This window comes from Shewanella sp. MF08487, from assembly GCF_050848685.1.
Taxonomy (GTDB): Bacteria; Pseudomonadota; Gammaproteobacteria; order Enterobacterales; family Shewanellaceae; genus Shewanella; species Shewanella glacialipiscicola.
In genome coordinates this window covers 1-25,219 of the sequence record NZ_JBOZPB010000025.1, presented here as the reverse complement: position 1 = coordinate 25,219, position 25,219 = coordinate 1, and the positions used below count along the sequence as shown (strand labels likewise).

Here is a 25,219-nt window from a genome sequence, read left to right as displayed (position 1 = left end):
ATGGACAGTGAATAATCCACGACAAATGCTACGCATGTTAGCGCTTGCCGCTGATGTACTGATTACCGATTATTCAAAAGAGATAGTAGAAATACGGGAACAATGGCTGGCGCTGTTATCTATTGAGCAAACCGCGCCGCGTCTACGTTATGTCCTGTAAATTCGGCAACTATTAGCTGGACATAGCCTGCAAGCGCTTCGCTTTGCGCTGCAATAGCCAAAATATGATTAACACCCCAAAAGAGGCAGTAAAGGTCGTCAACGTCAGTGCAAAACCTTTAAATGACAGTAAGTTGAAGTTAATGCCATCGAGTACCAGCACTGCTAAACCAAGTGGCATTTGGATAAACACAGCGGCAAACCAATCGAAGGGAAGTGTAGGAAATATCCTGTGGTAAGCATAAAGCACTAGGCCCGCAATCAATATCAGCAAACTCGCATCATGAGCCGCCAACAAAAGATACTCCACACTGTTCTGGTTAATATTCGACGCGCCGCTCAGCATGTCTAACATATAACCTGCGCTGGCGACCAATGAGAAGCTGATAAAACTCAATAAAGCTAATAAGATACCAAAACCAACAGCGGGTAAATATTTCATTTAACATCTCTCTTATTGGCCATAAAATTCCCCTGCGTCACCCCAAAATGACTGCCTATGCAACATAAGGTAGAAACAAGGCGTAAACTACAATAGCAGCCTAAATTTCCCTTAGCTATTAAGACTATAGTCTTATGTTCGTCACAGAATAGTGCACGAAAAAATAGATAAAATGCAGTATCAAGCGCAGGCTTTCTCAGATGATCAGTAGATAAGCTTTTAAAATTATTAGATTAATCAAATTTCAATTTCACCGCTTAGTGATATCGACCACAATTTGCCCATCTACTTGGGCGAAATAGACTAGCCAATATTGCCAATAACGCTTAGGATCGACGTAGCACTTTTTTAGCCAACATATTGTGGAGTATCAAAACATTATGGGTATCAGAGCCATAGTCGTAGACACAGCAGGCACCACGACAGACCTAAACTTTATCCAAGATGTACTATTCCCCTATTCTGTCAAAGCCTTGCCAGACTTTTTAGAACAGAACCAACACAATGTATTGGTTGAAAACTGTATTTGTGACACTAAAGATATCGCCCTAGAGCCGGAGGCTGACTTAGCGCGTGTAACTGAGATCCTGCAACAGTGGGTCAACGAAGACCGTAAAGCTACGCCACTTAAAACCTTACAAGGGTTAATTTGGAAGCAAGGCTATGCCCATGGCGAATTTAAGGGCCATATCTTCCCAGACTTTATTGAAGCGGTAAAACGTTTTAGCGCACAAAATCTGCGTATTTACAGCTTTTCATCCGGCTCTGTCGACGCGCAAAAACTGTTGTTCGGCCACAGTGACGGCGGCGATTTAACTGAAATGTTTAACGGCCATTTCGACACCCGCACGGGCAACAAATTAGATAAGCAGGCTTACTGCAATATCCTCAACACCATCAGTTTGAGCCCCAAACAAGTGCTGTTTGTGTCTGATGTTATTGAAGAGTTAAAGGCTGCCGACGCTGCGGGTATGATGACCTGCCAAATGGTTCGCGACAGCAAGCAGCGCACTGGCGAATTCCGCAAAATCAGCAGCTTCGATGAGCTGCTGATTGAATAATGCGATTGTTGAATAACGTGATAGTTGAATAGCACGATAGTCGACTCAGTCAGCTCAAGCTGATTTAGCCTATAAAACGAAAGCGACCTTGTGGTCGCTTTTTTATTAATTGATTCAATTGCCCTTCAGCGCCAGCGGAAACGCGGCCGAGATACATTTTTCCACCTCAAAACGATAACCATAATCCGCATTCTTATCGGGTGTGATCAACAAAATCTCGTAATCATTTAATTCAATCACATTCGACTCGGCAGGCTTTTTACAACGCGAGCGGCCATTGGCTTCAAGTGAAAATGCGAACGTAGCTAGCCATTGCCGCACTAAGTACTGATATTGAGTTCGCACCGAGGCGTAGGCCTTTTTGCGCTCTTCCTCTTCCAGCTCGCCGTCATCATTACTATTCTCAGCCTTGCTCGATTTATCGCTTTCAGAATCAAGAGCAGTCTGAGTTAGCTCTACAATCGGTACAGTCAACACATCGGTCGCATCCGGCAACCGTCCCGATTTAGGCTTGCGAGGCACATGCTTAGCGGCTTCTTGGGGAGAGGTAATAAAGTTGCCAAATGAGGTTTCAATGCGCGTCTCTAAATCAATTAACAGGCTCAAGTGATACAAAACCACAGTCGCTAGCACGATACGGATCAAAAAAGTCGTTTTACGGAATGAAGTATGCGAGGTAAGCCGTAACGATTTGACACCTAAAGGTTTAAGCAAAAAAATCAACACTAAATAGACAGGAATAATCAACTGTAATGCCAGCAGCACAATCGCGCTTACCATCAAAAACCAAGCGGGCATATAGAGTAGAATCGCTAAGTTATGGGTGTAATTGAGATCGCTTGCTGAGACCCCAACCACTTCGTTAACTATCGCGCCAGACCAGCCCAAAGCAAAGTTGGCAATCATCGCATAAAACAGCAACAACACAGCTTTGCCCGCCAAACTGTGCCAAACCCGCTCGAACACAGGCCAAAACTCGATGGCCATAGCGATTACGGCAATCACAGCGACCAACCCCATTAACTCGCTACTAAAAGCTAATATCAAAGCAATAAGATACAGCTTTTGCGCAAAGGATAACTTAGCCACCCCTTGGATAAGACAGCGCCAGAACTTGCCCAAACCTAAACGGATTTCACTCAGTGATGGTAAGCTAAGCTTTCGCAAGTATTGGCGAGCAGACCCAATGTAACCGATTAAATTCATTATTGTTTTACTTTCCATTGAAATAGTAAGACGGGCAACATTTGCCACTGTAATGTGCAAAGCACAGTGATGACAACTGCGCCACTCAATCTCGTTACATTGGTCAGTTTGGCTATTCGCTAGCCAAAGTCGAATGTTCTGTTTAGAGTCGAATGAAAGCTCTGCAACACCCCATCGCCAGTTTAAATCTAACTAAAATGAACTAGAGAGGAAATCAAAGCGGCCTTATGGTCACTTTTGCAAATCGATAAACCTGACTCAGGACTAACTAAACGACGCTTAACTCCCGCTCGGAAAATACGGTTTTAGCGACAAACATGCCATTAAGTGCAGCAGGAAAGCCAGCATAAACCGACATTTGCAATATCACCTCAACAATTTCCAGCGGCGTACAACAGACATTCAATGCGCCATTAATATGTACGTTTAACTGTGGCTGGCAATGCCCTAGCGCCGTGAGTGCGGCAACTGTCACTAGCTCCCGCGTCTTAAGGTCGAGCCCTTCACGCTGATAAATATCCCCAAAAGGATATTCAATAATGTACTTGCCCAAGTCGGGGCAAATATCGGCAAGACTGCGGATGACTTTCTCCCCCGCCTCACCGTCGATTTCAGTCAGCTTAGCGAGGCCCTGCACATATCTTTGATTACTCATTTTTAGCTCCTGTTGGATTAAATCACAGCAAGCAGCCTAAACCTTAGAGTTAACTCTAAGTCAATGGTTCATTGATGCATGACACAGGCAATACGGATCCGTAAAACTAACCCTCTGTTTAACTCGCCGACTAGAGGCGCAAGCAAATAGAAAAGTAAATAATATTAGCTTTTTAACATTTAACCACAAATGTTAGCGACTGAGCTTAGCCACTAAAATGAGTTTGGTAATAGTGAATTTTTTGCTTAAGGGCAGCCAAATGCTCCTGCTCTTGGCGAATACGCTCAGCCAATTGTGAGGCATGCTGCTCAAGTAATTGCTGCCGCTGGCCTGCGGTTGTATCGCCTTGAGCACGCAGCTTGGCATAGGTTAAAATCTGCTTTAGCGGCATGCCCGTTTCTTTTAAACGATTGATAAACCCAATCCATTCTGCTTCTTTCGCGGCATAGTCGCGATGCCCGCTCACATTTCGCACCACAGACTGCAGCAAGCCGATTTTCTCGTAATATCTGAGCGTGTGCGCCGACAATCCAGTGAGTGCAGCAAACTGACCTATGTTCATAATCTAACGATCCGCAGGATGGTTAACGCCATCATTCGTGGGCACATTTTCTAGCTCAAATGGATTAACGCCTTCGAGGCAACCAATGTTGTAACCATATTCATGAGGATTGGAACGCCGCTGGTGATGGGTGTAAATACCGCAGTTGGAGCAAAAGTAATGCTTGGCAGTTTTGGTATTGAATTCATAGTATTTCAGTACATCTTCACCCTTGAGGATCGTGATCCCCGCCAGCGGCACAGAGCCAACAATGGCCCCTTTACGACGACAGATAGAGCAATCGCAACGGCGTGGATTTTCGATGCCATTAGGCAATGACAACTCCAATACCACGGCACCGCAATGGCAAGACGCTCTGTGTTTTGGCTGAATAAGAGTATTGCCTACTTGTTTAATCACACCCCACTCCTTGTTTCGCTAGATTCTATAAACCTAAATTCCCAAGCCGCTGCACCAACGCTCGCCATTGTTGCAATTGCGGCTCCTTAGCACTCATCAATGGCCCCAACATATTGGATTTAGCCCGCTTAAAACCACTAAATACTAAGGTGGCGGTATCAAGCTGTTTGAGCGCGGGAGCGCCTTGAAACCACTTGTAATACCAAGGCGGCGTGTCCATGGTCATGATAATTCTCGAGGTTTTATGGCGCAGCAACTTAGCGGGTATCAATTTACCTTTCTCATATTTAAATGCAAATCCAGATAAAAATGTCCTATCGATTAAGCCTTTAAACTTAGCAGGAATACCGCCCCACCAAATCGGTGTGATAATCACCACATGCTCCGCCCACTGGATATTCGCTTGAAACGCTAGCAAATCGGCTTCGAGTGGCTGAGGTTGACGATAACCATAGGTCAGATTCGGGTCAAAATTCAGCTCAGCTAGTTTGACGATTCTCACTGAGTGTTTATCTGCCGCCGCTTTGGCATAGGTTTCAGCCAGATGCTCACAAAAACTCTGCGCCTTAGGGTTACCACAGATCACTAAAATCTTTTTTGCCACGATGAAACGCCATAACAGTCAATGTGGCAAATAGCATAAACTCTGCCCCTAAGGGGAGAGTCAAGACCTAAGGTAACAGCTGTGATTCACAGGAGGAGAGCCCATCAATACAGGCATCTAACTGAGTGACTTTATGTTCTAATTCACTTATCTGGCGTAAAAAATCCGCTCTAATACCCAACAAAAAAACCTGCACTGTGGCTAACTGAGCATGCTTATCGCCTTGTTCGAGTAAATCTTTTAGTTGGACAAGCTTAATGCCGAGGGCTTTGGCCTCTTTGATCAGCAACAACAGCCTAATATCCGCCGCACTATAAATACGATAACGCCCCTGACGTGCGGGAGTGTCGATAAGCCCCCACTCCTCATACAAGCGAATCGCTTTTATCGACAGCCCTGTTTGCTTTGCCGCTTGTCCAATATACATAGCTCAACCTAACCCTTTAAAGACATTACTCATATCTGCATTGCTTGCCATTATCAGCCACAGTATCAGCTTAGGCCAAGACTTGTCGCAGCAATCTTATGCTGCTAGTCTGGCCGCTTAAACGAGCGTTTTAACTTGGGATTTTTATCATGGGATTTAAACAAGAACAGCTGCAAGAGCAACCACAAGAATGTGTACAAGAACAGGCAATGGATAAGTTTCTCGCACAGCACCCTATAGTCACAGAAATCCCCGTTGCATGGGGTGAAATGGATGCCCTACAACATGTTAATAATGTGGTGTATTTCCGCTATTTTGAAACGGCACGTATCGACTTTTTCAATCGCCTCTTCCCGCTAGATACCCTGTATCAATCCGGCATTGGCCCCGTAATCAGCGAAAATCAGGCTCGCTATAAACGCCCAGTGACTTTCCCCGATACTTTATTGGTAAGTGTCAGCATTAGCGATATTCACAGCGATAGATTTACCATGCATTATCAAGCTTTTAGTAAACAGCAGCAGGCAGTGACGACGTTAGGTACTTCAGTCGCCGTAATGTTTAACTTTAAAACGGGCAAAAAAGCTGAGTTACCAGCAGAACTGCTGACAATTCTCAAACAACACGAAGTTGCTTAAGCTATTCAAATCAATAACGAATTGCCAGCACACTTTAGGCCATACCTTGAGGGAAGCATGTATGTCAGATAACGAAAAAATCGAGATAGCCATTGAACATCAACAGGATAGACAGCGTTTCATTATCCCTGTCGATGGCTATGAAGCCGTGTTGGAATACCAATTATCAGACAAGGATATTGATTTTAGCCGCACCTTTGTCCCCAACGAACTGCGCGGTAAAGGCCTTGCCGAACGCTTAGTGCGCCACGGCTTAAAGTGGGCTAAAGGCCAAGACTTTACTATCCAAGCCAGCTGCTGGTATGTACAGAAGTTTTTAAAATAGGCAGATTTAAAAACGAGTTCGCTAAATCCAATACACAGGGTAATGGCGCTTGGGATCGGTGGAGAGGTTATTGACCACCAGCGCGACCAGTAAGAGTAATACTGAGCCGAGGAACACTGGCATTAACGCGTAAAGAAAGCCGAGTTGATGCACGTTTTCACCGCCAATCACGGCAATCAATGCCGTTGCGCCGCCCGGAGGATGAAGAGTACGAGTCAGGTACATGAATGCGATAGACAGAGATACCGCTAAGGCGCTCGACAGCACCACATAATCGCCACACACTTGGTACACTGCGACCCCAATTAAGGCCGATAACACACTGCCACCAATCAAATTACGCGGCTGAGAAAACTCTGCCAGCGGTGCGCCGTACACTAGTACTGCCGATGCACCAAATGAGCCAATCACAAACATGGTACCGATTGGGTTTTCACTAAAATAAAAAGCAAGACTAGCCACTAGGTAGATACCACAAAATGCGCCAACCCACGACCACACTATTTTTTTAAGTGGTTGTCTAGGTGGACAAATATCTTTAGAGCGCATGCGGGTAAAGTAGAATCTCATTGTGTTAATCCGGGCTGAATATTATCAATGCATTACAGATGATTGACCTGTATCACAGTTTACGGGCGCAAAATTAACGTTAAACAAGCGCAATTGCAATTGCGCTTAACCAAGATTAGCGAAACATTAAATAATTTCACCTTGTAAGCCCGCTAGTACTGCACGGATATTCTCTGTAATAGGGCAACTTTTTTCAATTTTATAGTCGTAATGCACCAACGTCGTTTTGACCGCTGCCGTCTTATGTCCAGCCTGCCAACAGGTTTGTGTCAGCTCAAAGCTGCTGTTACCGATGCGGCTCACGTAGGTTTTCACCGTCACGTCTTTACCGTAATAAGTCGGTGCAATAAAGGCCACCGTAAACCCTGCGACAATAAGATTCCAATGTTGCAAATCCAACTCTGGGTTAAAAATCTCAAAGATTGGCTTACGCGCCGCCTCACACCACACGGGGATCACGGTGTTGTTGATATGACCTAGCCCATCGGTTTCGGTGAATCTTGGGGATATTTCGAGGCTGTATTCAGTAATTGACATGCACACTTCCTTTTTTATTGTTATTTATAAATCAACTACAGGGTAATTTAAGTTTGACGGGTGACCCCTGATGGCTGAACGGGGTTTGGTATCAATGTTATCTATCGTGAAAAATATTGGCGACTTTAATAAATGGCCACAGTCATATTTATACATAGCCTAACAGACCCAAACGTCCAAACAAACCCAAAACAGACTAGACTCAACGCCTATAATTAAAAACAAAAAGGCCGCATAGCGGCCTTTAGTAACAACAACTTAATGATCAGTTGTTGTACATTGCATTAATTTCGTGAGCATATTTATGGTAAATCATCTTACGCCGTAACTTGAGTGTTGGGGTGATTAACCCTGCTTCCATCGAAAACGCATCAGGCAATAGAGTGAACTTTTTGATTTGCTCAAAACCTGCTAACTCATGCTGTAACTGTTTCAGACGTTGCTCAAAATGCGCGACTACGTGGCTGTGGCGCAGCAATTCTAGAGTTGACTCATACTTGAGGCCCTTGTCTTTTGCCCACGCTTCCAGAGACTCAAACGCAGGCACAATCAAGGCAGTCACATAGTTACGAGCATCGGCAATAATGGCCACTTGTTCAATAAAAGGACAACAGCCCACAGCACCCTCAATCCTTTGTGGCGCAATGTATTTACCGTTGGAGGTTTTCATCAACTCTTTAATACGGTCGGTAATAAATAGGTTACCGTTAGTATCAAAACGCCCTGCATCACCGGTTTTTAACCAACCATCCTCAAAGGCGGCGGCGGTATCTTCTGGGCGATTATAATAGCCACGCATCACAGCAGCACCGCGCACAAGTATCTCGTCATCTTTACCCAGTTTGATTTCAGTTTCCAGCAAAGGTTGACCATTTGAACCTGGTACACGATTGTCTAAGGTGTTGCAGGTCACTGTAGCGTTGGTTTCTGTCATGCCATAACCACATAGCACTGGAATATTGATAGCGTGGAAGAAGTTACCCACATTAATATCTAAGGCTGCACCGCCGCAGGGCATAAACTTTAGCCGGCCGCCAAGCACCGCGTGCAGCTTGCTAAATACGAGTTTATGCGCCAAACGCCCTTGTAGTGATAGCCACAATCCACCTTTGGCACGACCCTGAGCAACTTCAAACTGCCGTTGACCGACACGCATTGCCCAAGCAAACAGCTTTTTACGGCTAGCGGGTGATTTGGCTACTTTATCTTGTACGGCGCTATAAACTTTTTCGAGGAAACGCGGCACAACGCATAAAGTATGTGGACGTACGGCGCTAATCGCCTCTTTTACTCTTTGGGTATTTTGCAAATAGACGTTATGACCGCCGCGGCACAAAACGTAAAAACTCCAACTGCGCTCAAACACATGGCTTAGTGGTAAAAATGCCAAAGACACATCGCCACTCTGAAAAGCCAGCTTTTGATCATGTTGGCGTATAGTCGAAGCCATGTTGCGGTAATCCAGCATCACGCCCTTCGGGTCGCCCGTCGTGCCAGAGGTATAAATTAGGGTCAGTAAATCGTCGAGATTAGCCGCTTGTAGACGTTGATTAAGTTCGGCTTTTTGTTCAGCCTCCAGCTCATCGTTAGCAGCTAGCAAAGTGTCTAAATGCCTGTGTTGCTCAACCTTATTAGCAGCAAGAGCCACGCTGGCATCGAATACAATGACATGCTCTAGACTGGGGCATAGCTTTTGTAGCTCACAGGCCATGGCATATTGCTTAGCATCATCCACAAAGATGACTTTAGCGGCAGCATCATTAACGATAAAGCTCGCCTGTTCAAGGGTACTGGTGGGATAAATAGGTACCACAACGGCACGACTTTTGAGTGTACCAATATCGGCACAGGTCCACTGCGGGCAGTTTTGCGCCAAAATAATACAGCGGTCTTGCACTTGTACGCCGAGTTGAATCAACACTTGTGCAATTTTACTGCTAATGTGATCGAATGCTTGCCAGCTCACCAAAGACCAAGGCGCGGCCATTTCGAAACCTTGCAGCGCAATGGCGTCTTTTAAAGACTGACTCTGCTGCTGTAATAGTCGAATAACATGATATTGTTCAAGAGACATAAATGACTCACCTTTTAGCTTACAAGTGTACCGCTTTTTTCGCATTCTACCTGAAGGCTAAATAAAATCTAAGAGTTTTTGCTCTAATCTTGTGCAAATGCAGCCTAAATCACGCTATAAACATTCAGTTAAGTTTGTATCACGCCCTCCTTCCAATGCTTTTTGCTCCCCCAAATCATCACGTCTTTTCCTATTAACATCAATAGCCTATCTGATATAAAGCAGCCATTCAGTGAACCATTACGCCACAAAAACAAGACAGATAGACACTCACCATTAATCGTACGATTTATCCGTATGATGGTTTGTAAGTAGATTATCCACGACTAAAGTTGACATTTAAAAGCGCTAACATTAGCTTCACACACTATATTAATGCATTGATATAATTCTAATTAAATAAAAGTTCCTCCTGAACTGCAAAAAGGAAAGCGCTTATGATACGCGGCACGACACACAGGAAGTCCCACCGAGCAGTTCAACGCCTTGCGACGACGAGGTTAAGGCCTCGCTATATATTAAGCGTACTTCTGCTGACTATCGCCAGTACAGCCACTTGGGCAAGTGATGTAATCAGTCAAGATAAACAAACAGCAAGTAAGACAGACACTTGTTATGTTGAAGGCGTATCAGACCGTTTAAATTGCGGCTTTGTGACTGTGCCAGAAAATCCTAACAAACCCAATGGCAAACAAATCCAAGTACATTATGTGATATTGCCGGCGGTGAAAAATGCCAACCATGAAGAAGCCTTGTTAGCCATTGCCGGCGGCCCGGGGCAATCGGCTATAGACAACGCCGCGGGTTTTGATGCCATGCTCAGTAAAGTACGCCAACAGCGAGACATTTTGCTGATTGATCAACGGGGCACAGGCCGCTCGAATATATTGACCTGTGATGAAGGGGCACAATCTCCGCTGTCATTCAATGATGACAATGTTGATACCTTAGTTGAGGCACAAAAATGCCTCGAGCAACTCGACGCTGACGTGACCCAATACGGCAGCCTTAATGCGATTAAAGACTTCGAAGCCGTGCGCCAGCATCTAGGCTACAAAAAATTGCATGTTTACGGCATTTCCTACGGCACACGTATGGCGCAACTTTACATGCGTTTGTACCCCGAGCACTTAGCCACAGTGACCTTAGACGGCATAGTGCCAATGCAGCAAAGTGTTTTAGAAATCGGCGCGGCAATTGATCGTGGTTTTGATTTACTGTTTAAGGATTGCCAAGAAACCACCGCTTGCCATGCCCAGTTTCCTAAGCTTAAAGCTGAATTTGAACAGGTTGCCGCATCACTCGCTAGGGCACCAGTGATGGAAAATGTTTACGATCCTGTCAGCGGTGAAAAAACTATGCTGACGATGACGCGCGGTAAATTCTATGGCTCGATTCGCATGGCGCTGTATCAGGCTAATGTGCGCGCCTTAGTACCCCATGCGATTCACCAAGCCGCGAAACATAATTTCCAACCCATTCTCGGTCTATACGCCCTTACCCTAGAAAATGGCGGTATGGCGATGGGCATGCACGCATCGGTCGTCTGTGGTGAAGATATGCACCGTATTACGCCAGCCATGCGCGAGCAGGCCAAAAAATCCTTTATGGGCAGAACCATGCTCGAAGGCTTAGAGGCGACTTGTTCAATATGGAAAGTCCCTGCGGTCGATAACAGCTTTAGCGAACCTATCAGCAGCAACATTCCAACCTTATTGTTATCCGGCGAAATAGACCCCGCCACCCCACCAAGCTGGGGCGAGTTAGCGATGGAAAAACTCAGTAATGCCAAGCACTTTGTTGCACCCTACGCGACCCATGGAGTGGCCTATCAATCCTGCGCCAATAACCTGATTGCCGATCTCGTTCGCTCGGGCTCAGTCAACGATCTCGACGGCGAGTGTTTAAACAAAGATGTGCGCCGCAGCTTTTATTTAAATGCCAGCTCGGTGGAACCGCTTAATGCGACCAGCACAAAAACCACGACAACAGATGATCACGCCAGCACTGGAGCTAAGGAATAAGCCATGATTAAAGTATCCCATCTTTCCAAGCGCATCGGTGACGTGCAGGCGCTCAATGACTTAAGCTTCGAGGCACAAAATGGCCAAATTACTGGTTTACTCGGCCCCAACGGCGCGGGTAAAACCACGTGTTTACGCACTATTTTTGGTTTACTGAAACCTGATACTGGCAAAGCTGAAATCGAAGGTATCGATGTCGCCATCGACCCTATCGGCGCTAAGCAACAACTCGGGTTATTTCCCGATCCTTTTGGCTTGTATGAGCGCTTAACACCACGGGAATATATCCGCTATTTTGCCGAGCTGAGCGGCTTATCATCTAAAGACGCTAAAGAGGCCACCAGCCAAGTGATTGCTAAATTACGCCTTGAAGATATTAGCGATCGTCGCTGCAAAGGTTTCTCCCAAGGGCAAAGGATGAAAACCGCACTCGCACAGGCCATTGTCCACCGCCCAAGTAATATTATCCTCGACGAGCCAACCCGCGGGCTCGATGTGATGAGCACTCGTCTGCTGCGCGATATTCTTATCGACCTTAAAAATCAAGGACATTGCGTACTGTTTTCCAGCCATGTAATGCAAGAAGTCGCCGCACTGTGTGACCAAGTCATTGTGATGGCGCAAGGTCGAGTGGTGGCCATGGGTAGCCCAAGCGAGCTTTGTATCCAAACGGGCAAAGACTCACTCGAAGAAGCCTTTATCCAACTTATCGGTACCGATGAAGGAATTGCAGCATGAATAAAATAATCGCAATGGTACGCAAGGAACTCATTGATGCAGCCCGTGATAAGCGCTCTGTGATGGCAGGACTCTACTACGCCATCGGTACGCCGTTGATTATGTGTGGCTTATTTATGGTGTTAATTGGCCAACTAACCAGCCCTGATGACTTAAAAATCACCATCACGAATCCCGATAATGCCCCAGATTTAGTGCGTTTTTTATCAAATAAAGGTATTACTCAAGGCAATATTAAAGAAGCTGACGTTAAAGACAGCACGGCTAAAGCGTCGACGGAAAAAGTCGCTGATACGCTAGACCTTAAAGCCATTGAAATGATTATTAGCACCGACTATGCCGCGCAAATGAACCAAGGCAAAGGTGCTGAGATCACTATTGTTGCCGATAACTCAGACGAGAAACTGCAAAACTCGATTCGTAGACTCGAAAGACAACTGCAAGCCTACAGTACAGAAATGGGCAGCCTACGCTTGATTGCCCGTGGTATCGATCCCCGCGTAATACAGCCACTTAAGATCAATATCCACGACCAAGCGACGACAGACTCTAAGGGCGGAATGATCTTAGGTATCGCGATTTTCACTATGATTTACTCGGTATTTATCTCGGGCATGAACCTCGCTATCGATACCAGCGCCGGTGAGCGTGAGCGTAACTCTTTAGCGCTATTACTAAGCCATCCGCTCACAACACGCCAGTTAGTGTTATCGAAAATCATCGCTGTGAGTCTGTTTGCCCTCTTGGGATTAGTGCTGATTTTGCTGGTATCCAAAATTGCCTATACCTTTGTACCTTGGCAAGAATTAGGTTTTAGCGTCAACATCACCAGTGAATTTATAGCACTGATGTTAGTGGTGGGTATCCCTGTGGCGTTGATGGCAGCTTGCTTACAACTGTTTGTGTCTTTTATGGCAAAGTCTTTTAAGGAGGCCCAATCCTACCTAACGATAGTGTTGTTTGTGCCCTTAGCTTTATCGATGGCCGCCAGTTACAACATAGCGCCAGATATGCTGCAGTGGTTGCCCGTATCGGGCCAGCAACAGGCATTAATGGACTTTATTAAAGGTAAGGACTTGCCCATGTTGCAGTTACTCGTTTCGACCCTCAGCACCTTAGCCATTGCAGTATTACTCGCCTTTGGCATGGAAAGGTCGCTCAAGAGTGAAAAGGTAATCTTTGGGCTTTAAAGGAGCCATATCAACGATAGAGACTAAAAAAAACAATTAAAACAAAAAGCCACTGAATATTCAGTGGCTTTTTGTTATTGACCTAAGGTTACTTTGTCTTAGGTCTAAAGGGTTTAATCACCGCTTCGTTACACTCTAAATACGGCCCTTCCATCAAGTCGATACAATAAGGGATTGCGGGGAATACCGCATCTAAACACTCACGAATCGACTTAGGTTTACCCGGCAAGTTCACAATTAAAGAATCGCCACGCAATCCCGCGGTTTGGCGCGATAAAATCGCTGTCGGCACAAATTTTAATGACTCAGCGCGCATCAATTCGCCAAAGCCTGGCATCATACGATCGCATACCGCTTCAGTGGCTTCAGGGGTAACATCGCGTTTAGCGGGGCCAGTGCCGCCAGTGGTGACAATTAAGCAGCAATCTTGCTCGTCGGCCATCTTGATCAGCGTCGCTTCAATTACATGCTGTTCATCGGGGATCACTTGATAAATCGGCTCCCACTCGCTGGTGAGGTAGTCGTTGAGCGTGTCGATAATCGCCTTGCCTGAGATATCTTCATAAATCCCCGCGCTAGCACGATCACTTACCGTCACAATACCGATTTTTGCTTTGCTCATAATCCCATTCCCCAAACGTCAATGTATGGCTTGCCCATTGTATAAATAACAACGGCTTCTGCTATATTCTCTGCGGCTAAAATAACATAAATATGCGGTTCAATGTGCTGCGGCAAGTCGACATTCGTCACGTATTGGCGCTTAAACTCAGCTTGCTCGCATTTAATGCGCCGTTTCGCTATCGTGATCTTTTAATGCGGTCGCTGGCGATAAAAAACCGACGATCGCAGCACAAAGTGCCACCCCTGCAGCGGCCATAAATCCATACTGGAAGGCGTGATGCACAGTCTCTGTTGGCAACTTTTTTATGGCATCGATACCAAATTCAGCATCCGTTAGCGGTAATAAACCATACAGCAGCACACTAAACAACGCAGTACCGATGGCGGCGCCCATAGAGCGACACAGTGACACCATAGCGGTTATCTGGCTAAGCCGCGCCTTGCCAGACACGCTCTGCACTACAAGCTGCACACTCGGCATTACAGTGCCCAAACCAATGCCAACTAACACACCTAAGCCGCCAATCACATTGGCATTTTGCGGCACAATACTTATCAATAACAAACCAATACAGGCTAACCCCATACCAAAAGTCGGTAACCATTTAGGTGCCACGTCTTTACTTAACAAGCGGCCGGTCATCGTCGAGCCTATTACAATGCCGAACGTCATCGGCAATAGCAGTAAACCAGTTTGGGCGGGATTAATATTTAACCCCACCTGCAAATAAATCGGTAAAAAGAAGATCATCGCAAATAAACAGGCTGCAAACAGTGCCGCGGTCAGCAGCGGCATATACACAGCCTTATTGGCGAGTAAATCTAACGGCAAAAATGGGCTCGCCCGTCGCCGCTCCCACACTATCAATCCTAAAGAGCTTAAAACGACAAATACGGCAAAGCCTAAACTGGTCACTGAAAGCCACGCAAACTCCAGTCCCGCCACCGATAACCAATATAATAGTGCTGTGATAATAAGCGGAAATAACACTACGCCCACTAAGTCAAACTGGCCTTGGCGTATGGGTTTCATACTGCGTTTATGCAAACCATTGAGCCACCATACTGCCAGTATGGACAGTGGAATATTCGCCCAAAATAGCCAATGCCACGAGTAGGCATGTACCACTAAGCCGCCAATGACTGGGCCGCCAACACTCGCGAGGGTAAACATAGCGGCAAAATAGCCTTGAAAACGAGCCCGTTGACGAATAGGTACTAACTCACCAATCAATGACTGGGACAAACTCATTAAGCCGCCACCGCCCATACCCTGCAAGATACGTCCGGCGATCATATGGTCCATCGTGCCTGCACTCGCAGAAACGATAGAACCCAAGGCAAAAATCACGATGGCGATCATCAAGATTTTTGCGCGGCCAAAGTTATCCCCTAACCAACCGTAAATCGGCACCGAAGCCGCCATCGCCAGCATATAGCCGATAGTGATCCACGAGGCTTGGCGCAGACCGCCGAGATCTTCAACAATCGCAGGTGTGGCTGTGGCGAGTAAGGTTTGATCGACCGCCGCCAGAAACATAGGCAAAAATACAGCCGAAAAAATAGCAAGGAAAACGGAAGTGGGTAAAGGTTCGCTTCGGGGTAACATCGGCTCTGGGGACATGTTTCTCCACAAATAGTTAGGCTAAGATGGAATTAAATACGCCGTGCGTTCCAATACTTAGACGCCCAATAGCTGTTATGCAGGCTCGAAATTTTCACCCCTTGGCTAGTGGACACATGCAGAAAACTATCATCGCCAACATAAATACCGACATGGTGCGAACTCCAACCCGTCTTGAAAAATACTAAATCACCTTTGCGTAACTGGCTTCGTGATATCGGCTTACCGAGAGCTTGTTGTTCTTCAACCGTACGTGGCAGCGTTAGCCCTAACATTTTTTGATAAGCAACAGAAACAAAGGCCGAGCAATCTATGCCCCTTTTAGTGCCGCCGCCCAGACGATAAGGTACACCGCGCCACTCCGAATGCAATGCAGAGATGTTATTATCGTTCCAAACCGAGACAGGTTCAACTTGCTTTACCACAGGCTTAGGCTCTGGCGCGCTAGCACAAGCACCAAGGCCTAAGGCTAAGATAACTATCAGTAATTGTTTCATTAGCATTAACTCATTGCAGGCAGATTTCACAGTAAAGTCATTTAGTTTCTATCAGAAAATTCAGCTTAAGAGTCGCTCAAACACTAAAATAACCCAATACCGCAGCACTCTACACTCAAATATCACAGCACTTTAGCAGACTTAGATAACCTAAAGCTTAAATTTAGAATGCCGTCCATAATAAACGCACACCCACCAGCACCATTAAAATCAAAATGATGCGCTTAAATAACCTATCAGAAATTTTATGCTGAATAAATAATCCCAGTTTTACGCCTAACCACGCGAGTGGCACCAGTAGCAATGAGACGATAATATTCTCTTGGGTTATCTGCCCAAGTAAGCTGTAGGGAATGAGTTTAACCACATTCACTACTGCAAAAAATACCACCGCTGTGGCTAAAAATTCAGATTTAGCTAAGCGTAATGGCAGTAAATACGCATTGAGTGGTGGGCCGCCCGCATGGGCAACAAAACTGGTAAATCCTGCGATTAAACCACAAAGCCGCCCAACCAAGGAGGAAGGGGTTGTTTGAGTTTTATCCCCAAGAATCAAACCATACAAACCAAATCCCAGTGACACGCAACCCAAAATAGCCCGCAAATAGTCTTCATTCAAGCGTTCAAACAGCAAATAACCGATAACGATACCCGCAATTGCCGCAGGTAATAATATCCGTAAATGATGCGGATTATGTTGTCCCCACCATGAACGTACACTTAAAAAATCCATATAAATTAGTAACGGCAACATAATAGCGACCGCTGTAGTTGGGCTAATCGTTAACGCCAATAGTGGGACAGTTAACCCGCCGACTCCACCCGCAAAACCCGATTTAGAAATACCCGTAATTAATACGGCGGGTATCGCGATTAACCAAAAAAGCGCGTCCGTAAACATCACCACACCCTGAATAATGCCTTAAGGCTAACAAGTTATTGTTGCAGTGATAAAAACTATCGAGCAAACATGGCTGGGTCAATATTTAACCTGAAATAAAAAACCCGAAGCTATGTGGCTTCGGGTTTTGCTAAGGCTTAACTATCTGTGCCTAGACATCATTTGAGGTGCTGACACTAAGGTGAGAGGTGGTTGTTATAGTAATGATTCAAATCACACATCATTACAAATCTCTATCAGCCTTAAACTATCTAATAACCAAACTTAGCCACGGGATGCCAGTTTTTATTGATTTCTTCTTCAATAAACTTCTGTTTTTCTTTAACTAAGTCAGCCTCAACTATGCCTATCGCTTGCTGGGCTTTTTGTTTGGTGCTGATATCTGGATAACTCACTTGAGTAACGTTAAGTTGTTTTAATATCCCTGCGAGTTGCTTGCGCGCATCACTTGCTTGCTCAAAAGCTTTATCTAACAGCTGCTTACCTTCGGTGGGATTATGGGCATATAAACCATGTGAAGACATGGCAAAATCCCATCGCCATTGGCCGTGGCGTATTCCCATAATAGGCGCATTCATTTGCTCCCATTTGGCACCAGCATCCCAAGCAGCTTTGGCTTCGTAATGAGCCTTAACTAACAAGCCTTCTACTTCACGGGCTTTGGTTTCAATCGTTAATTTATTGGCCGCTAGCTTAGCTTCAATTTTTGTTTTACTGCTATGGCAACTGCTGCAAGTGCTATCAAAATGCGGTAAGGCTTTATCCACTTTATGGCTGGTAAATTCAACGCCTTTGGCATCTTTCTGGGTTGGCATGTGGCAAGTAATACAAGTTACCCCCACTTCTGCGTGTTTACTGCGGCTCCAGTGTTCAAAGTCCGGATGACGCGCCTTGAGTATTGGCGTTCTTGATATGGGATGGATCCATTCGAAGAAACGACGAGTATCGTAATATTTTTCAATGTCATCGGCGGTGCTGCCAAAAATCCACGGAATATTGACCACATTACTTTTTTCTGGACGGAAATAATAAGTCACATGGCACTGACCACATACCTGAGCGCCCTGCATGTTGGTATCTTGTTTGTCAAAAGGTAGCTGAATTTTAGCCATTGCATCTTGGGCATGGGGACGCGGTAAGGCTAATTTTTTATTGCCAGATTCATGACAGTCACTGCAATAAACAACACTTTGGATCTCTTTGCCGAGATCGGTAAAATTCTTGGCTGAGTATCCTTCAAAACCTAACTCTTCAATTAATCGAGGCGCGTCAGGCGTTTTACAGGTCCAGCAACTGGCAGATAAACCTTTTTCACCGGGTTCTGGTGCCACACCTGTGCGTAAAGTGTGTGCTACATCGGCAACAGCAAATTGATGTCCACGTGGGCTATGATACTCTTTTGCAAAAGAAGAACCCGCCCACAGTATGATGCTGGCAGGATAATTGGCGAGCATATCCTCGCGCTCAACCTGCTCGGATGTTGCCTGCCAAGATTGATATTGATTAGGAAATTGTTGTTGATTGCTCGCATCAGAAGCGGCCAAAGCGGTAAATGTCGCCATGGCCAGCGAGCCAATCAAATAAACCTTTATTTTTGACGATATGACTGTTTTAAAATGAATTTCCACTATATCTCCTTTATCCTAATCTCAATTTTAACCTGGTCGCCCATCAATACGGGGGCGAGTGAGTATGGGTATGTAATGCCATACAAACATAGCAAATGCGATAAACCAGCAACTAGCGGCTAACCATAACCAGACTTGGGTGTCAGCCGGAAACCAGATAGGCATTAATGCTCTGAATACTGCCGCTAAAGGCAAACAAATAAAGGCCAATATCATTTTGGGGCCCTCATAGATATTTCGGCTCGTATGCCCAAGTGACACCCTAGAAATCATTGAAAGACACAAGGTAGCCATACAACCTATCGCAAATAGGTGCAGTAAACTGCGATAAGCATATTCATTATCGAGATACCAACTCATAGCTAATAAACTGACGGGAAGCATAAAATAGGCAACATGTAAGGACCACAACATAGGTTCCTTTAGTGTTTTATGAGGTAACCAACGGGCAAATCGGATTAACTGTAATAGCCCTGCGATCAGCAATAAACTTCGCTCTATTTCCAACGAAAGTGGTTCAAAAAGTGCTTGGATCACCAGTAAAATCATCACCGCAAGCAGCGGATATTCAACCCAAGGTAATGGTTCAGCTTTTGTCGCCTTAATGCGCATTGCGGTAAAAAAGGGGATCACGCGTCCACCCACTATGGTGATCAGTAACGCAAACCACCACAACATTGCCTGCCAGATCTGATGGGCAAAAATAAAATCTCGCTCAAATAGAGCGTAGTAACTAACATTGTTAATCACTAACGCGACTAACAACATGATAGGAAAGCCAATATTACGCCATTGCTTTACTTTATAAATACTGCGCCACAAGGCAAGACTTGCCATACCGAGAAATAATGAATCAAACAATGCCGGTAAAATCAGTGGCACTTGCATTGGAAGTAACAGTAACAATCGTGCCAATAACCAGCAACTAAACGTCAGCGCAAGTGGCCAGCCTTTTAATGCCGGTTGATTGGTCCAGCTTTGAACGGCCGTCAGTAAAAAGCCACACACAATCGCCATCGCAAAACCAAACAGCAGCTCATGGGGATGCCACCATAACGGCAAGATAATGGCCCAGAAATTGGGCGGGAAAAAACTATATTGCGGAGTAAACCAAGTTAATAACCACAGCGGAATATAGAGTGCGGCTAATATGGCTCCTCCCAAAAAAAAGGGCCTAAAGGCTAATCGCCACAGCGCGGGAATACGTTCAATTTTTTGAGGGTCATCAATATTTAGCATCATAATTAACTCAGTGGCTTAATTATCGCGAGCACACTTAAGATGTTTTTTATATGATTCTTATACTGTACTGAAATCTTATTTAATTCAAACTAGGTCTTTGATTTTGGAACCCATGTCCCAAAGTTCAACGTTTTCAATTTGAAGATAGCTACATTGTGCAAGGATATAACTCTCGTTAAGCACTTTTACCGCGCAACAATGGACGGTAGAGTTTTTGTATTATTAACGGCTGAGTTTACGGATACGCAATACAAACCTATAAAGTCAGCACCCTAAAATTTTACGACTTTTTTACGCGCTATCTTAAAATAGCTTTGTTAGAGTAAAACTAACTTCTATTACACTATTATCAACTCCATGACATTGTTAACAAAGGCAGCTTTGACCCAGTACTGGCGTGCCCGCCCCACTTTATTTACCTTCATTGTGTTAGTGATTGCGATTTTTAGCAGTGTGTTTATCGACTATTTTTCGGCTTCTACCATCGCCGTGTTGCTCGTTTTACAATTGGCTGTGGTCGCCATAGCCTTGCAGTGTAATGCCAACTTTGCCTATTTTGCGGCAGTGTTTGAGGCAACTAGTTTTAATTTTCTGTTTACCACGCCGCGCTATTCGCTACAGATGTTCAATCTTGAGGACATTCTCAATCTAACGGTGTTTTTACTGGTCGCCCTCACTACCAGCAAATTGGCTGAACATTACCGCCGCCAGCAAGCAGCACTCGAACAGGCTCAGTTACGCAACAGCATTTTATTGTCAGTTTCACATGATTTACGTACACCACTGGCAACCATAATCGGCACGCTGACAACACTGAAGGAATACATGCCTAAGCTCAGTGCGTCGCAAAAGGATGAATTAATTGATAGTGCCGCCAGTGAAAGCCATCGTCTGCATCAATATATCGAAAACCTGTTACAAGCCACTAAGTTACAACACGGTGCGCTTAAATTTAGCCTCAGTGAAAACACGATTATCAATGTATTACACCAAGCAATTGGCCGCTTTCCCGCCGCCCAGCCGCGAATCATTATCGACAGCACGGCTGAACTGCCGCCACTGATGATCAGCAGCTCATTGATTGAACAGGCCATTTTTAATGTACTGGATAACGCACTGCGCTATTCGCCCTTAGATAAACCCGTCACAGTAACAGCTTATCAACAGGGCGATGTGTTGCAGTTAGATATTCAAGATGAGGGCGTAGGCATCGCCCCCGCAGAGGCGCAAGCTATTTTTGAACTGTTTTATCGCCAGCATCCCTCAACTGATGGCGGCGCGGGTCTTGGGTTGGCTGTCGCTAAAGGCATTATTACTGCCCATGGCGGCCAGATCAGCGCCGAGCCCGCCTCCAAGGGCAGCCTTATTCGCATCGCTTTACCGATTAAAAAAAGAGAGCAATAAATGGCTTATAAGGTGCTAGTTGTTGATGACGAAGCGCAAATCCACACTTTTATGCGCATATCTTTAGAAGCGGAAGGCTTTGAATATTTCGGCGCGGCGTCGATTGCCTCTGCCTTAACGCAATATCAAGCGCAGCAGCCACACGTATTGGTGCTAGACCTTGGTTTACCCGACGGCGACGGCATCACCTTACTGCAAACCCTACGTCAGAGTAACAAAGTGCCGGTACTTATCTTAACTGCGCGAGATCAAGAGGAAGAGAAAATCCGCCTATTGGAAGCAGGCGCAAATGATTATCTCAGTAAGCCATATGGGGTCAGAGAGTTAATCGCACGTATCAAGGTATTAGTTCGCGACTTAGTGGATGAATCCACCCTGAGTGATGTACTGCAGTTTGGCGCACTTAAGCTGCAAAAAAGTACCCACCAGCTTTGGTTCGACCAGCAAGAAATCGCCTTAACTAAAAAGGAGTTTGCCCTGATGGAGACCTTAATGTCTCACCCTGGTCAGTTAGTGAAACAAACTGAATTACTGCGGCATATTTGGGGCGAAACCCATACCGATGACAGTCATTATCTGCGGATCTTGGTCAGTCAGTTACGCAAAAAGCTCAACGACAGCACAGAGCAACAGCTGATCAAGACAGAGGCGGGACTCGGATATCGCTTGACTGACATGAGTCACAAATAACGTTTTTATCATCAACACTTTCAAAAAATCATAAAAGGATGTTTGTATGGCGCATTTTACCGTTATTGGATTAGGGCGATTTGGCGTCGCAGTGAGCCGAGAACTGATCCACTTAGGTCATACGGTTACAGGTGTCGATAATGACCATAAAGCTGTTGAAAAATATGTAGAAGTTCTTACAGAAGCCGTAATTTGCGATTGCGCCGATGAGGCGTCACTAAGGGAACTCGATCTTGCCAGTAGTGAAGTTGTGATTGTCGCTATCGGTTTTGATATGCAATCGAGCCTGCTGTGCACACTGGCACTGAAAAATCTCGGCGTGCAAAATATTTGGGTTAAAGCCAGCAATAAGGCGCACCACACCATATTGTCTAAACTCGATGTTACTCGGATTATCCACCCTGAAGAAGATATGGGGGTCCGCGTCGCCCAGTCGCTAAACTACCCTATGGTGAATAACTTTCTCGCCATCGGCGATGGGCTCTATATTGTTGAAATCCATATTAAAGCCCATTTGCATCAAGCCACTGTTGGCCAACTGCTGGGGAGCTTGCAAGAGAAAAACACTGATGCGCAAATTAACGTTCAACGCAGCCCTAAGGGCAAAGTCGCGCCGTTAATGGTCAAACGTGAGCAGAGTGTATTTAGCAAGATTGATAGCGATTTTACCTTGCACACAGAGGATGCCTTATTCCTTTGCGGTAGCCGTGCCGAGTTAAAACAGCTCGCGCCAAGGTTGGTGTAAGGTGGTTCAATGGCATCCTTCGCTCACCCTAGAGCACACTCCTAAAACCGGCAAAAAACTCTTTGGCGCGCCGCCCTTTATCTTAAGTGCAAGCTTTGCTCTGTTAATCCTCGTCGGCACATGTTTACTTAAACTGCCCATCGCCACTGTGTCGCCCATTACTTGGCTGCAAAGCCTGTTTACCGTCACCTCGGCGGTGACAGTAACAGGGCTTGTGGTCGTCGATACTGGAAGTGTGTTCACGCCCTTTGGCCAAGTGATAATCGCGCTGTTAATCCAATGCGGCGGGCTGGGGCTGATGACCTTTGCCATTGTCACCCTTATCGCCCTTGGCGGTAAGATTGGCTTTCTACAACAAACAGTCGCAAAAGAGGCTTTTAATCAAACCGATACATCAACATTAGTCTCAACCGCAAAAGCAGTATTAGTGTTTTCGCTGCTGGTTGAAGCCATAGGCATGCTGATTTTATCCGCGCATTGGAGCCATGAACTTGGCTGGAAAACCAGCTTATTCCACGGTTTTTTCTATACAATTAGTGCCTTTAATAACGCAGGTTTTGCCCTCAGTGCCGACAGCCTGATGCCTTACGTAGCCGATCCCGTTATCAATCTAACGATCACAGCTTTGCTTATTATCGGTGGTTTAGGATTTTCGGTGTGGATAGATCTGCGTAGGAACAAACGTTGGTCAAAACTCAGCGTTTACAGCCGCATGATGATCACCGGCACTATTATCATCAACGCGGTCGCTGTGATTGCGCTTTACTTTATTGAGTACAACAACCCCAACACCTTGGCGCCCTTAAGCGAACTCGGTAAATGGCTAGCCTCATGGTTTCAAGCCGTTACACCGCGCACCGCAGGCTTTAATACCCTAGCGATTAACCAACTCGAAGACGCCAGCACCTTGCTCATACTCGTGCTGATGTTTATCGGCGGCGGCTCATTAAGCACCGCCAGCGGCATTAAAGTCGTCACCTTTATGGTACTGATTTTGGCCACTTATGGTTATTTACGCCGCGACGAAGCCATCTATGTGTTTAAACGGGAAATCCCCAAAGATACCGTCAGCAAAGCCTTAGCGCTGACCATCATCTCTCTGGTCGTATCTTGGCTGGCCATCTTCATACTGGTATTAAGCGAGAAAGCACCGTTAATCGATATCGTTTTCGAGGCCATATCCGCACTGGGCACAGTCGGTTTATCCCGAGGTTTGACAGGTAACTTAACCACTTTAGGCCAAGCCATCATCATCTTTATGATGTTCATGGGTCGCCTCGGCCCACTGATGCTCGCCTATTTCCTCGCGAATCCAAGGGTAAAAAAACTGCGCTACGCAGAAACCAAGTTGGCAATTGGGTAAGGATTAATTGATGGTGACACAATAAATTTACTGATAATCAGAGATTTGTAATGCTGAGCTCGCGAGGTAATTTAGTTGGCTATGGATGCGCTGACTTATAGACGAACCATGGCACTTGCTCGACGACGCGCAGCAAGTCCATCCGTGGATGCTCGACCGCCCGTCTGATGTGAATGGATTCACGAATGCAGCGATGGCATGGATGCCAAAAAGCGGCCATGGGGCGGATGGTCGTCTCACTAATCGCCATAGCTCTCCTGTTTAACATCGGTGTAGCCTGTTTGTTTTAAAGAAGATATGTGACTCGTTTTTGGACAGAAGTTACTTAGAGTTCTTACTTAAATTAGTAAAACACGAATAACGTCAAGTATGGGAAACTCCCTTAACTCAATGTACAAAACTAGCGGTGCCGGATCATTAGGTATGAATTACTTACTCAAGACTAAACAGAACTCATTGAGGTAAGTAAAACACACGACATTATCGAGTTTTCTGTTGATTTTTGTGCCTATAGATTTTTCTTATTGAGATTTTTCCCATAAATAATGAGTTATCAATTAAGTCGAAAGATTCGACTGGTGGTTCTAGCGTGTTACTTGGAAGTATAAACTTACTCAATTGCGTGAGCTCTGCAATTTCCACTGGTAGCTTGGCGGTTTTGTTTCCGCTAACATTAAGCTCTGTTAATTGTGCTAGTTGTCCGATTTCTACAGGTAGATCTGTGAGCTTATTGCAGGAAAGATTAAGTTCAGTCAATTGGGTTAGCTGTCCAATTTCCGCGGGGAGTTCAGTGAGCTGATTGTGGGATAGATCAAGCTGCGTCAATTGCGTAAGCTGTCCAATTTCCGCGGGGAGTTTAGTGAGCTGATTGTGGGATAGATCAAGCTGCG

The 25,219-nt window shown here is 45.5% G+C and carries 29 protein-coding genes; 11 read left to right on the top strand and 18 right to left on the bottom strand.

The window, feature by feature from the left end:
• Positions 1–7 precede the first annotated feature (7 nt).
• Positions 8–160, top strand: a complete 153-nt coding sequence (locus tag ACRN9H_RS15880; protein WP_432315015.1) for a hypothetical protein — start codon at positions 8–10, stop codon at positions 158–160.
• A 12-nt stretch (positions 161–172) separates the two neighbouring features.
• Here ACRN9H_RS15880 and ACRN9H_RS15875 read toward each other — a convergent pair whose 3' ends face one another.
• Positions 173–601: a hypothetical protein gene (locus tag ACRN9H_RS15875; RefSeq protein ID WP_432315013.1), complete on the bottom strand. Its 429-nt coding sequence runs from the start codon at positions 599–601 to the stop codon at positions 173–175.
• Positions 602–981: 380 nt separating this feature from the next.
• On the opposite strand from ACRN9H_RS15875, the gene mtnC reads away from it, so the two are divergent.
• A complete protein-coding gene (mtnC, locus tag ACRN9H_RS15870; RefSeq protein WP_105253037.1) occupies positions 982–1,662 on the top strand; it encodes an acireductone synthase in 681 nt (226 codons plus the stop codon).
• 114 nt (positions 1,663–1,776) lie between these two features.
• Here mtnC and ACRN9H_RS15865 read toward each other — a convergent pair whose 3' ends face one another.
• The 6 genes from ACRN9H_RS15865 to ACRN9H_RS15840 form a co-directional block, all read right to left on the bottom strand.
• Complete coding sequence (locus ACRN9H_RS15865; protein WP_432315011.1) at positions 1,777–2,868, bottom strand: hypothetical protein; 1,092 nt, start codon at positions 2,866–2,868, stop codon at positions 1,777–1,779.
• A 268-nt stretch (positions 2,869–3,136) separates the two neighbouring features.
• Positions 3,137–3,523, bottom strand: coding sequence for a carboxymuconolactone decarboxylase family protein (locus ACRN9H_RS15860; RefSeq protein ID WP_432315010.1), 387 nt, complete (start codon positions 3,521–3,523; stop codon positions 3,137–3,139).
• A gap of 205 nt (positions 3,524–3,728) precedes the next feature.
• A complete protein-coding gene (locus ACRN9H_RS15855) occupies positions 3,729–4,085 on the bottom strand; it encodes a MerR family transcriptional regulator (RefSeq protein ID WP_432315008.1) in 357 nt (118 codons plus the stop codon).
• A gap of 3 nt (positions 4,086–4,088) precedes the next feature.
• Complete coding sequence (locus tag ACRN9H_RS15850; RefSeq protein WP_432315006.1) at positions 4,089–4,484, bottom strand: GFA family protein; 396 nt, start codon at positions 4,482–4,484, stop codon at positions 4,089–4,091.
• A 25-nt stretch (positions 4,485–4,509) separates the two neighbouring features.
• Positions 4,510–5,088 carry an NAD(P)H-dependent oxidoreductase gene (locus ACRN9H_RS15845; RefSeq protein ID WP_432315004.1) on the bottom strand — a complete coding sequence of 193 codons (579 nt, stop codon included), beginning with the start codon at positions 5,086–5,088 and terminating at the stop codon, positions 4,510–4,512.
• Between the two features lie 67 nt (positions 5,089–5,155).
• The gene (locus ACRN9H_RS15840) at positions 5,156–5,515 is read right to left on the bottom strand and encodes a MerR family transcriptional regulator (protein ID WP_432315002.1); all 360 of its coding nucleotides are present in this window, start codon (positions 5,513–5,515) and stop codon (positions 5,156–5,158) included.
• A gap of 209 nt (positions 5,516–5,724) precedes the next feature.
• Between ACRN9H_RS15840 and ACRN9H_RS15835 the strand changes: the two genes are divergently transcribed.
• Together ACRN9H_RS15835 and ACRN9H_RS15830 are read left to right on the top strand one after the other, a co-directional pair.
• The gene (locus ACRN9H_RS15835) at positions 5,725–6,153 is read left to right on the top strand and encodes an acyl-CoA thioesterase (protein WP_432315083.1); all 429 of its coding nucleotides are present in this window, start codon (positions 5,725–5,727) and stop codon (positions 6,151–6,153) included.
• A 61-nt stretch (positions 6,154–6,214) separates the two neighbouring features.
• Entirely contained in the window at positions 6,215–6,478 is a 264-nt protein-coding gene (locus ACRN9H_RS15830; protein WP_432315000.1) for a GNAT family N-acetyltransferase, read from the top strand.
• A 21-nt stretch (positions 6,479–6,499) separates the two neighbouring features.
• On the opposite strand, the gene ACRN9H_RS15825 is transcribed toward ACRN9H_RS15830, so the two are convergent.
• From ACRN9H_RS15825 to ACRN9H_RS15815, 3 genes are all read right to left on the bottom strand, one after another.
• Entirely contained in the window at positions 6,500–7,048 is a 549-nt protein-coding gene (locus ACRN9H_RS15825; protein ID WP_432314999.1) for an HPP family protein, read from the bottom strand.
• Between the two features lie 126 nt (positions 7,049–7,174).
• A complete protein-coding gene (locus ACRN9H_RS15820) occupies positions 7,175–7,585 on the bottom strand; it encodes an acyl-CoA thioesterase (RefSeq protein WP_432314997.1) in 411 nt (136 codons plus the stop codon).
• Positions 7,586–7,850: 265 nt separating this feature from the next.
• Entirely contained in the window at positions 7,851–9,659 is a 1,809-nt protein-coding gene (locus ACRN9H_RS15815) for an AMP-dependent synthetase/ligase (protein ID WP_432314996.1), read from the bottom strand.
• A 437-nt stretch (positions 9,660–10,096) separates the two neighbouring features.
• Between ACRN9H_RS15815 and ACRN9H_RS15810 the strand changes: the two genes are divergently transcribed.
• The 3 genes from ACRN9H_RS15810 to ACRN9H_RS15800 are packed head-to-tail and all read left to right on the top strand — an operon-like array spanning position 10,097 to position 13,611.
• Positions 10,097–11,683 (top strand): alpha/beta hydrolase, encoded by a 1,587-nt coding sequence (locus ACRN9H_RS15810; protein ID WP_432314994.1) that lies wholly within the window; start codon positions 10,097–10,099, stop codon positions 11,681–11,683.
• Between the two features lie 3 nt (positions 11,684–11,686).
• Positions 11,687–12,421 (top strand): ABC transporter ATP-binding protein, encoded by a 735-nt coding sequence (locus tag ACRN9H_RS15805; protein WP_263190336.1) that lies wholly within the window; start codon positions 11,687–11,689, stop codon positions 12,419–12,421.
• Entirely contained in the window at positions 12,418–13,611 is a 1,194-nt protein-coding gene (locus tag ACRN9H_RS15800) for an ABC transporter permease (protein WP_432314992.1), read from the top strand. The genes ACRN9H_RS15805 and ACRN9H_RS15800 overlap by 4 nt, the downstream gene beginning before the upstream one ends.
• A gap of 88 nt (positions 13,612–13,699) precedes the next feature.
• Here ACRN9H_RS15800 and mog read toward each other — a convergent pair whose 3' ends face one another.
• The 6 genes from mog to ACRN9H_RS15770 form a co-directional block, all read right to left on the bottom strand.
• Positions 13,700–14,233, bottom strand: coding sequence for a molybdopterin adenylyltransferase (gene mog, locus ACRN9H_RS15795; protein WP_432314990.1), 534 nt, complete (start codon positions 14,231–14,233; stop codon positions 13,700–13,702).
• 162 nt (positions 14,234–14,395) lie between these two features.
• Positions 14,396–15,859: an MFS transporter gene (locus ACRN9H_RS15790; RefSeq protein WP_432314988.1), complete on the bottom strand. Its 1,464-nt coding sequence runs from the start codon at positions 15,857–15,859 to the stop codon at positions 14,396–14,398.
• Positions 15,860–15,891: 32 nt separating this feature from the next.
• Entirely contained in the window at positions 15,892–16,356 is a 465-nt protein-coding gene (locus ACRN9H_RS15785) for an NlpC/P60 family protein (RefSeq protein WP_220774029.1), read from the bottom strand.
• A 163-nt stretch (positions 16,357–16,519) separates the two neighbouring features.
• The gene (locus ACRN9H_RS15780; protein ID WP_432314986.1) at positions 16,520–17,257 is read right to left on the bottom strand and encodes a sulfite exporter TauE/SafE family protein; all 738 of its coding nucleotides are present in this window, start codon (positions 17,255–17,257) and stop codon (positions 16,520–16,522) included.
• A 251-nt stretch (positions 17,258–17,508) separates the two neighbouring features.
• Positions 17,509–18,819: an ammonia-forming cytochrome c nitrite reductase subunit c552 gene (locus tag ACRN9H_RS15775; protein ID WP_220773791.1), complete on the bottom strand. Its 1,311-nt coding sequence runs from the start codon at positions 18,817–18,819 to the stop codon at positions 17,509–17,511.
• 93 nt (positions 18,820–18,912) lie between these two features.
• Complete coding sequence (locus tag ACRN9H_RS15770; protein WP_432315081.1) at positions 18,913–20,124, bottom strand: NnrS family protein; 1,212 nt, start codon at positions 20,122–20,124, stop codon at positions 18,913–18,915.
• 360 nt (positions 20,125–20,484) lie between these two features.
• On the opposite strand from ACRN9H_RS15770, the gene ACRN9H_RS15765 reads away from it, so the two are divergent.
• Genes ACRN9H_RS15765 through ACRN9H_RS15750 form a run of 4 tightly spaced genes read left to right on the top strand, consistent with a single transcriptional unit; the run spans position 20,485 to position 24,329 of the window.
• Positions 20,485–21,531 carry a sensor histidine kinase gene (locus ACRN9H_RS15765; protein WP_432306274.1) on the top strand — a complete coding sequence of 349 codons (1,047 nt, stop codon included), beginning with the start codon at positions 20,485–20,487 and terminating at the stop codon, positions 21,529–21,531.
• The gene (locus ACRN9H_RS15760; protein ID WP_432314985.1) at positions 21,532–22,221 is read left to right on the top strand and encodes a response regulator transcription factor; all 690 of its coding nucleotides are present in this window, start codon (positions 21,532–21,534) and stop codon (positions 22,219–22,221) included.
• A 46-nt stretch (positions 22,222–22,267) separates the two neighbouring features.
• Positions 22,268–22,966 (top strand): potassium channel family protein, encoded by a 699-nt coding sequence (locus ACRN9H_RS15755; RefSeq protein ID WP_432314983.1) that lies wholly within the window; start codon positions 22,268–22,270, stop codon positions 22,964–22,966.
• Position 22,967: 1 nt separating this feature from the next.
• A complete protein-coding gene (locus ACRN9H_RS15750) occupies positions 22,968–24,329 on the top strand; it encodes a TrkH family potassium uptake protein (RefSeq protein WP_432314981.1) in 1,362 nt (453 codons plus the stop codon).
• Positions 24,330–24,408: 79 nt separating this feature from the next.
• Here ACRN9H_RS15750 and ACRN9H_RS15745 read toward each other — a convergent pair whose 3' ends face one another.
• Positions 24,409–24,597: a hypothetical protein gene (locus ACRN9H_RS15745; RefSeq protein ID WP_432314979.1), complete on the bottom strand. Its 189-nt coding sequence runs from the start codon at positions 24,595–24,597 to the stop codon at positions 24,409–24,411.
• Between the two features lie 212 nt (positions 24,598–24,809).
• On the bottom strand, positions 24,810–25,219 hold a 410-nt coding region (locus tag ACRN9H_RS15740), incomplete at its 5' end, for a leucine-rich repeat domain-containing protein (protein WP_432314977.1).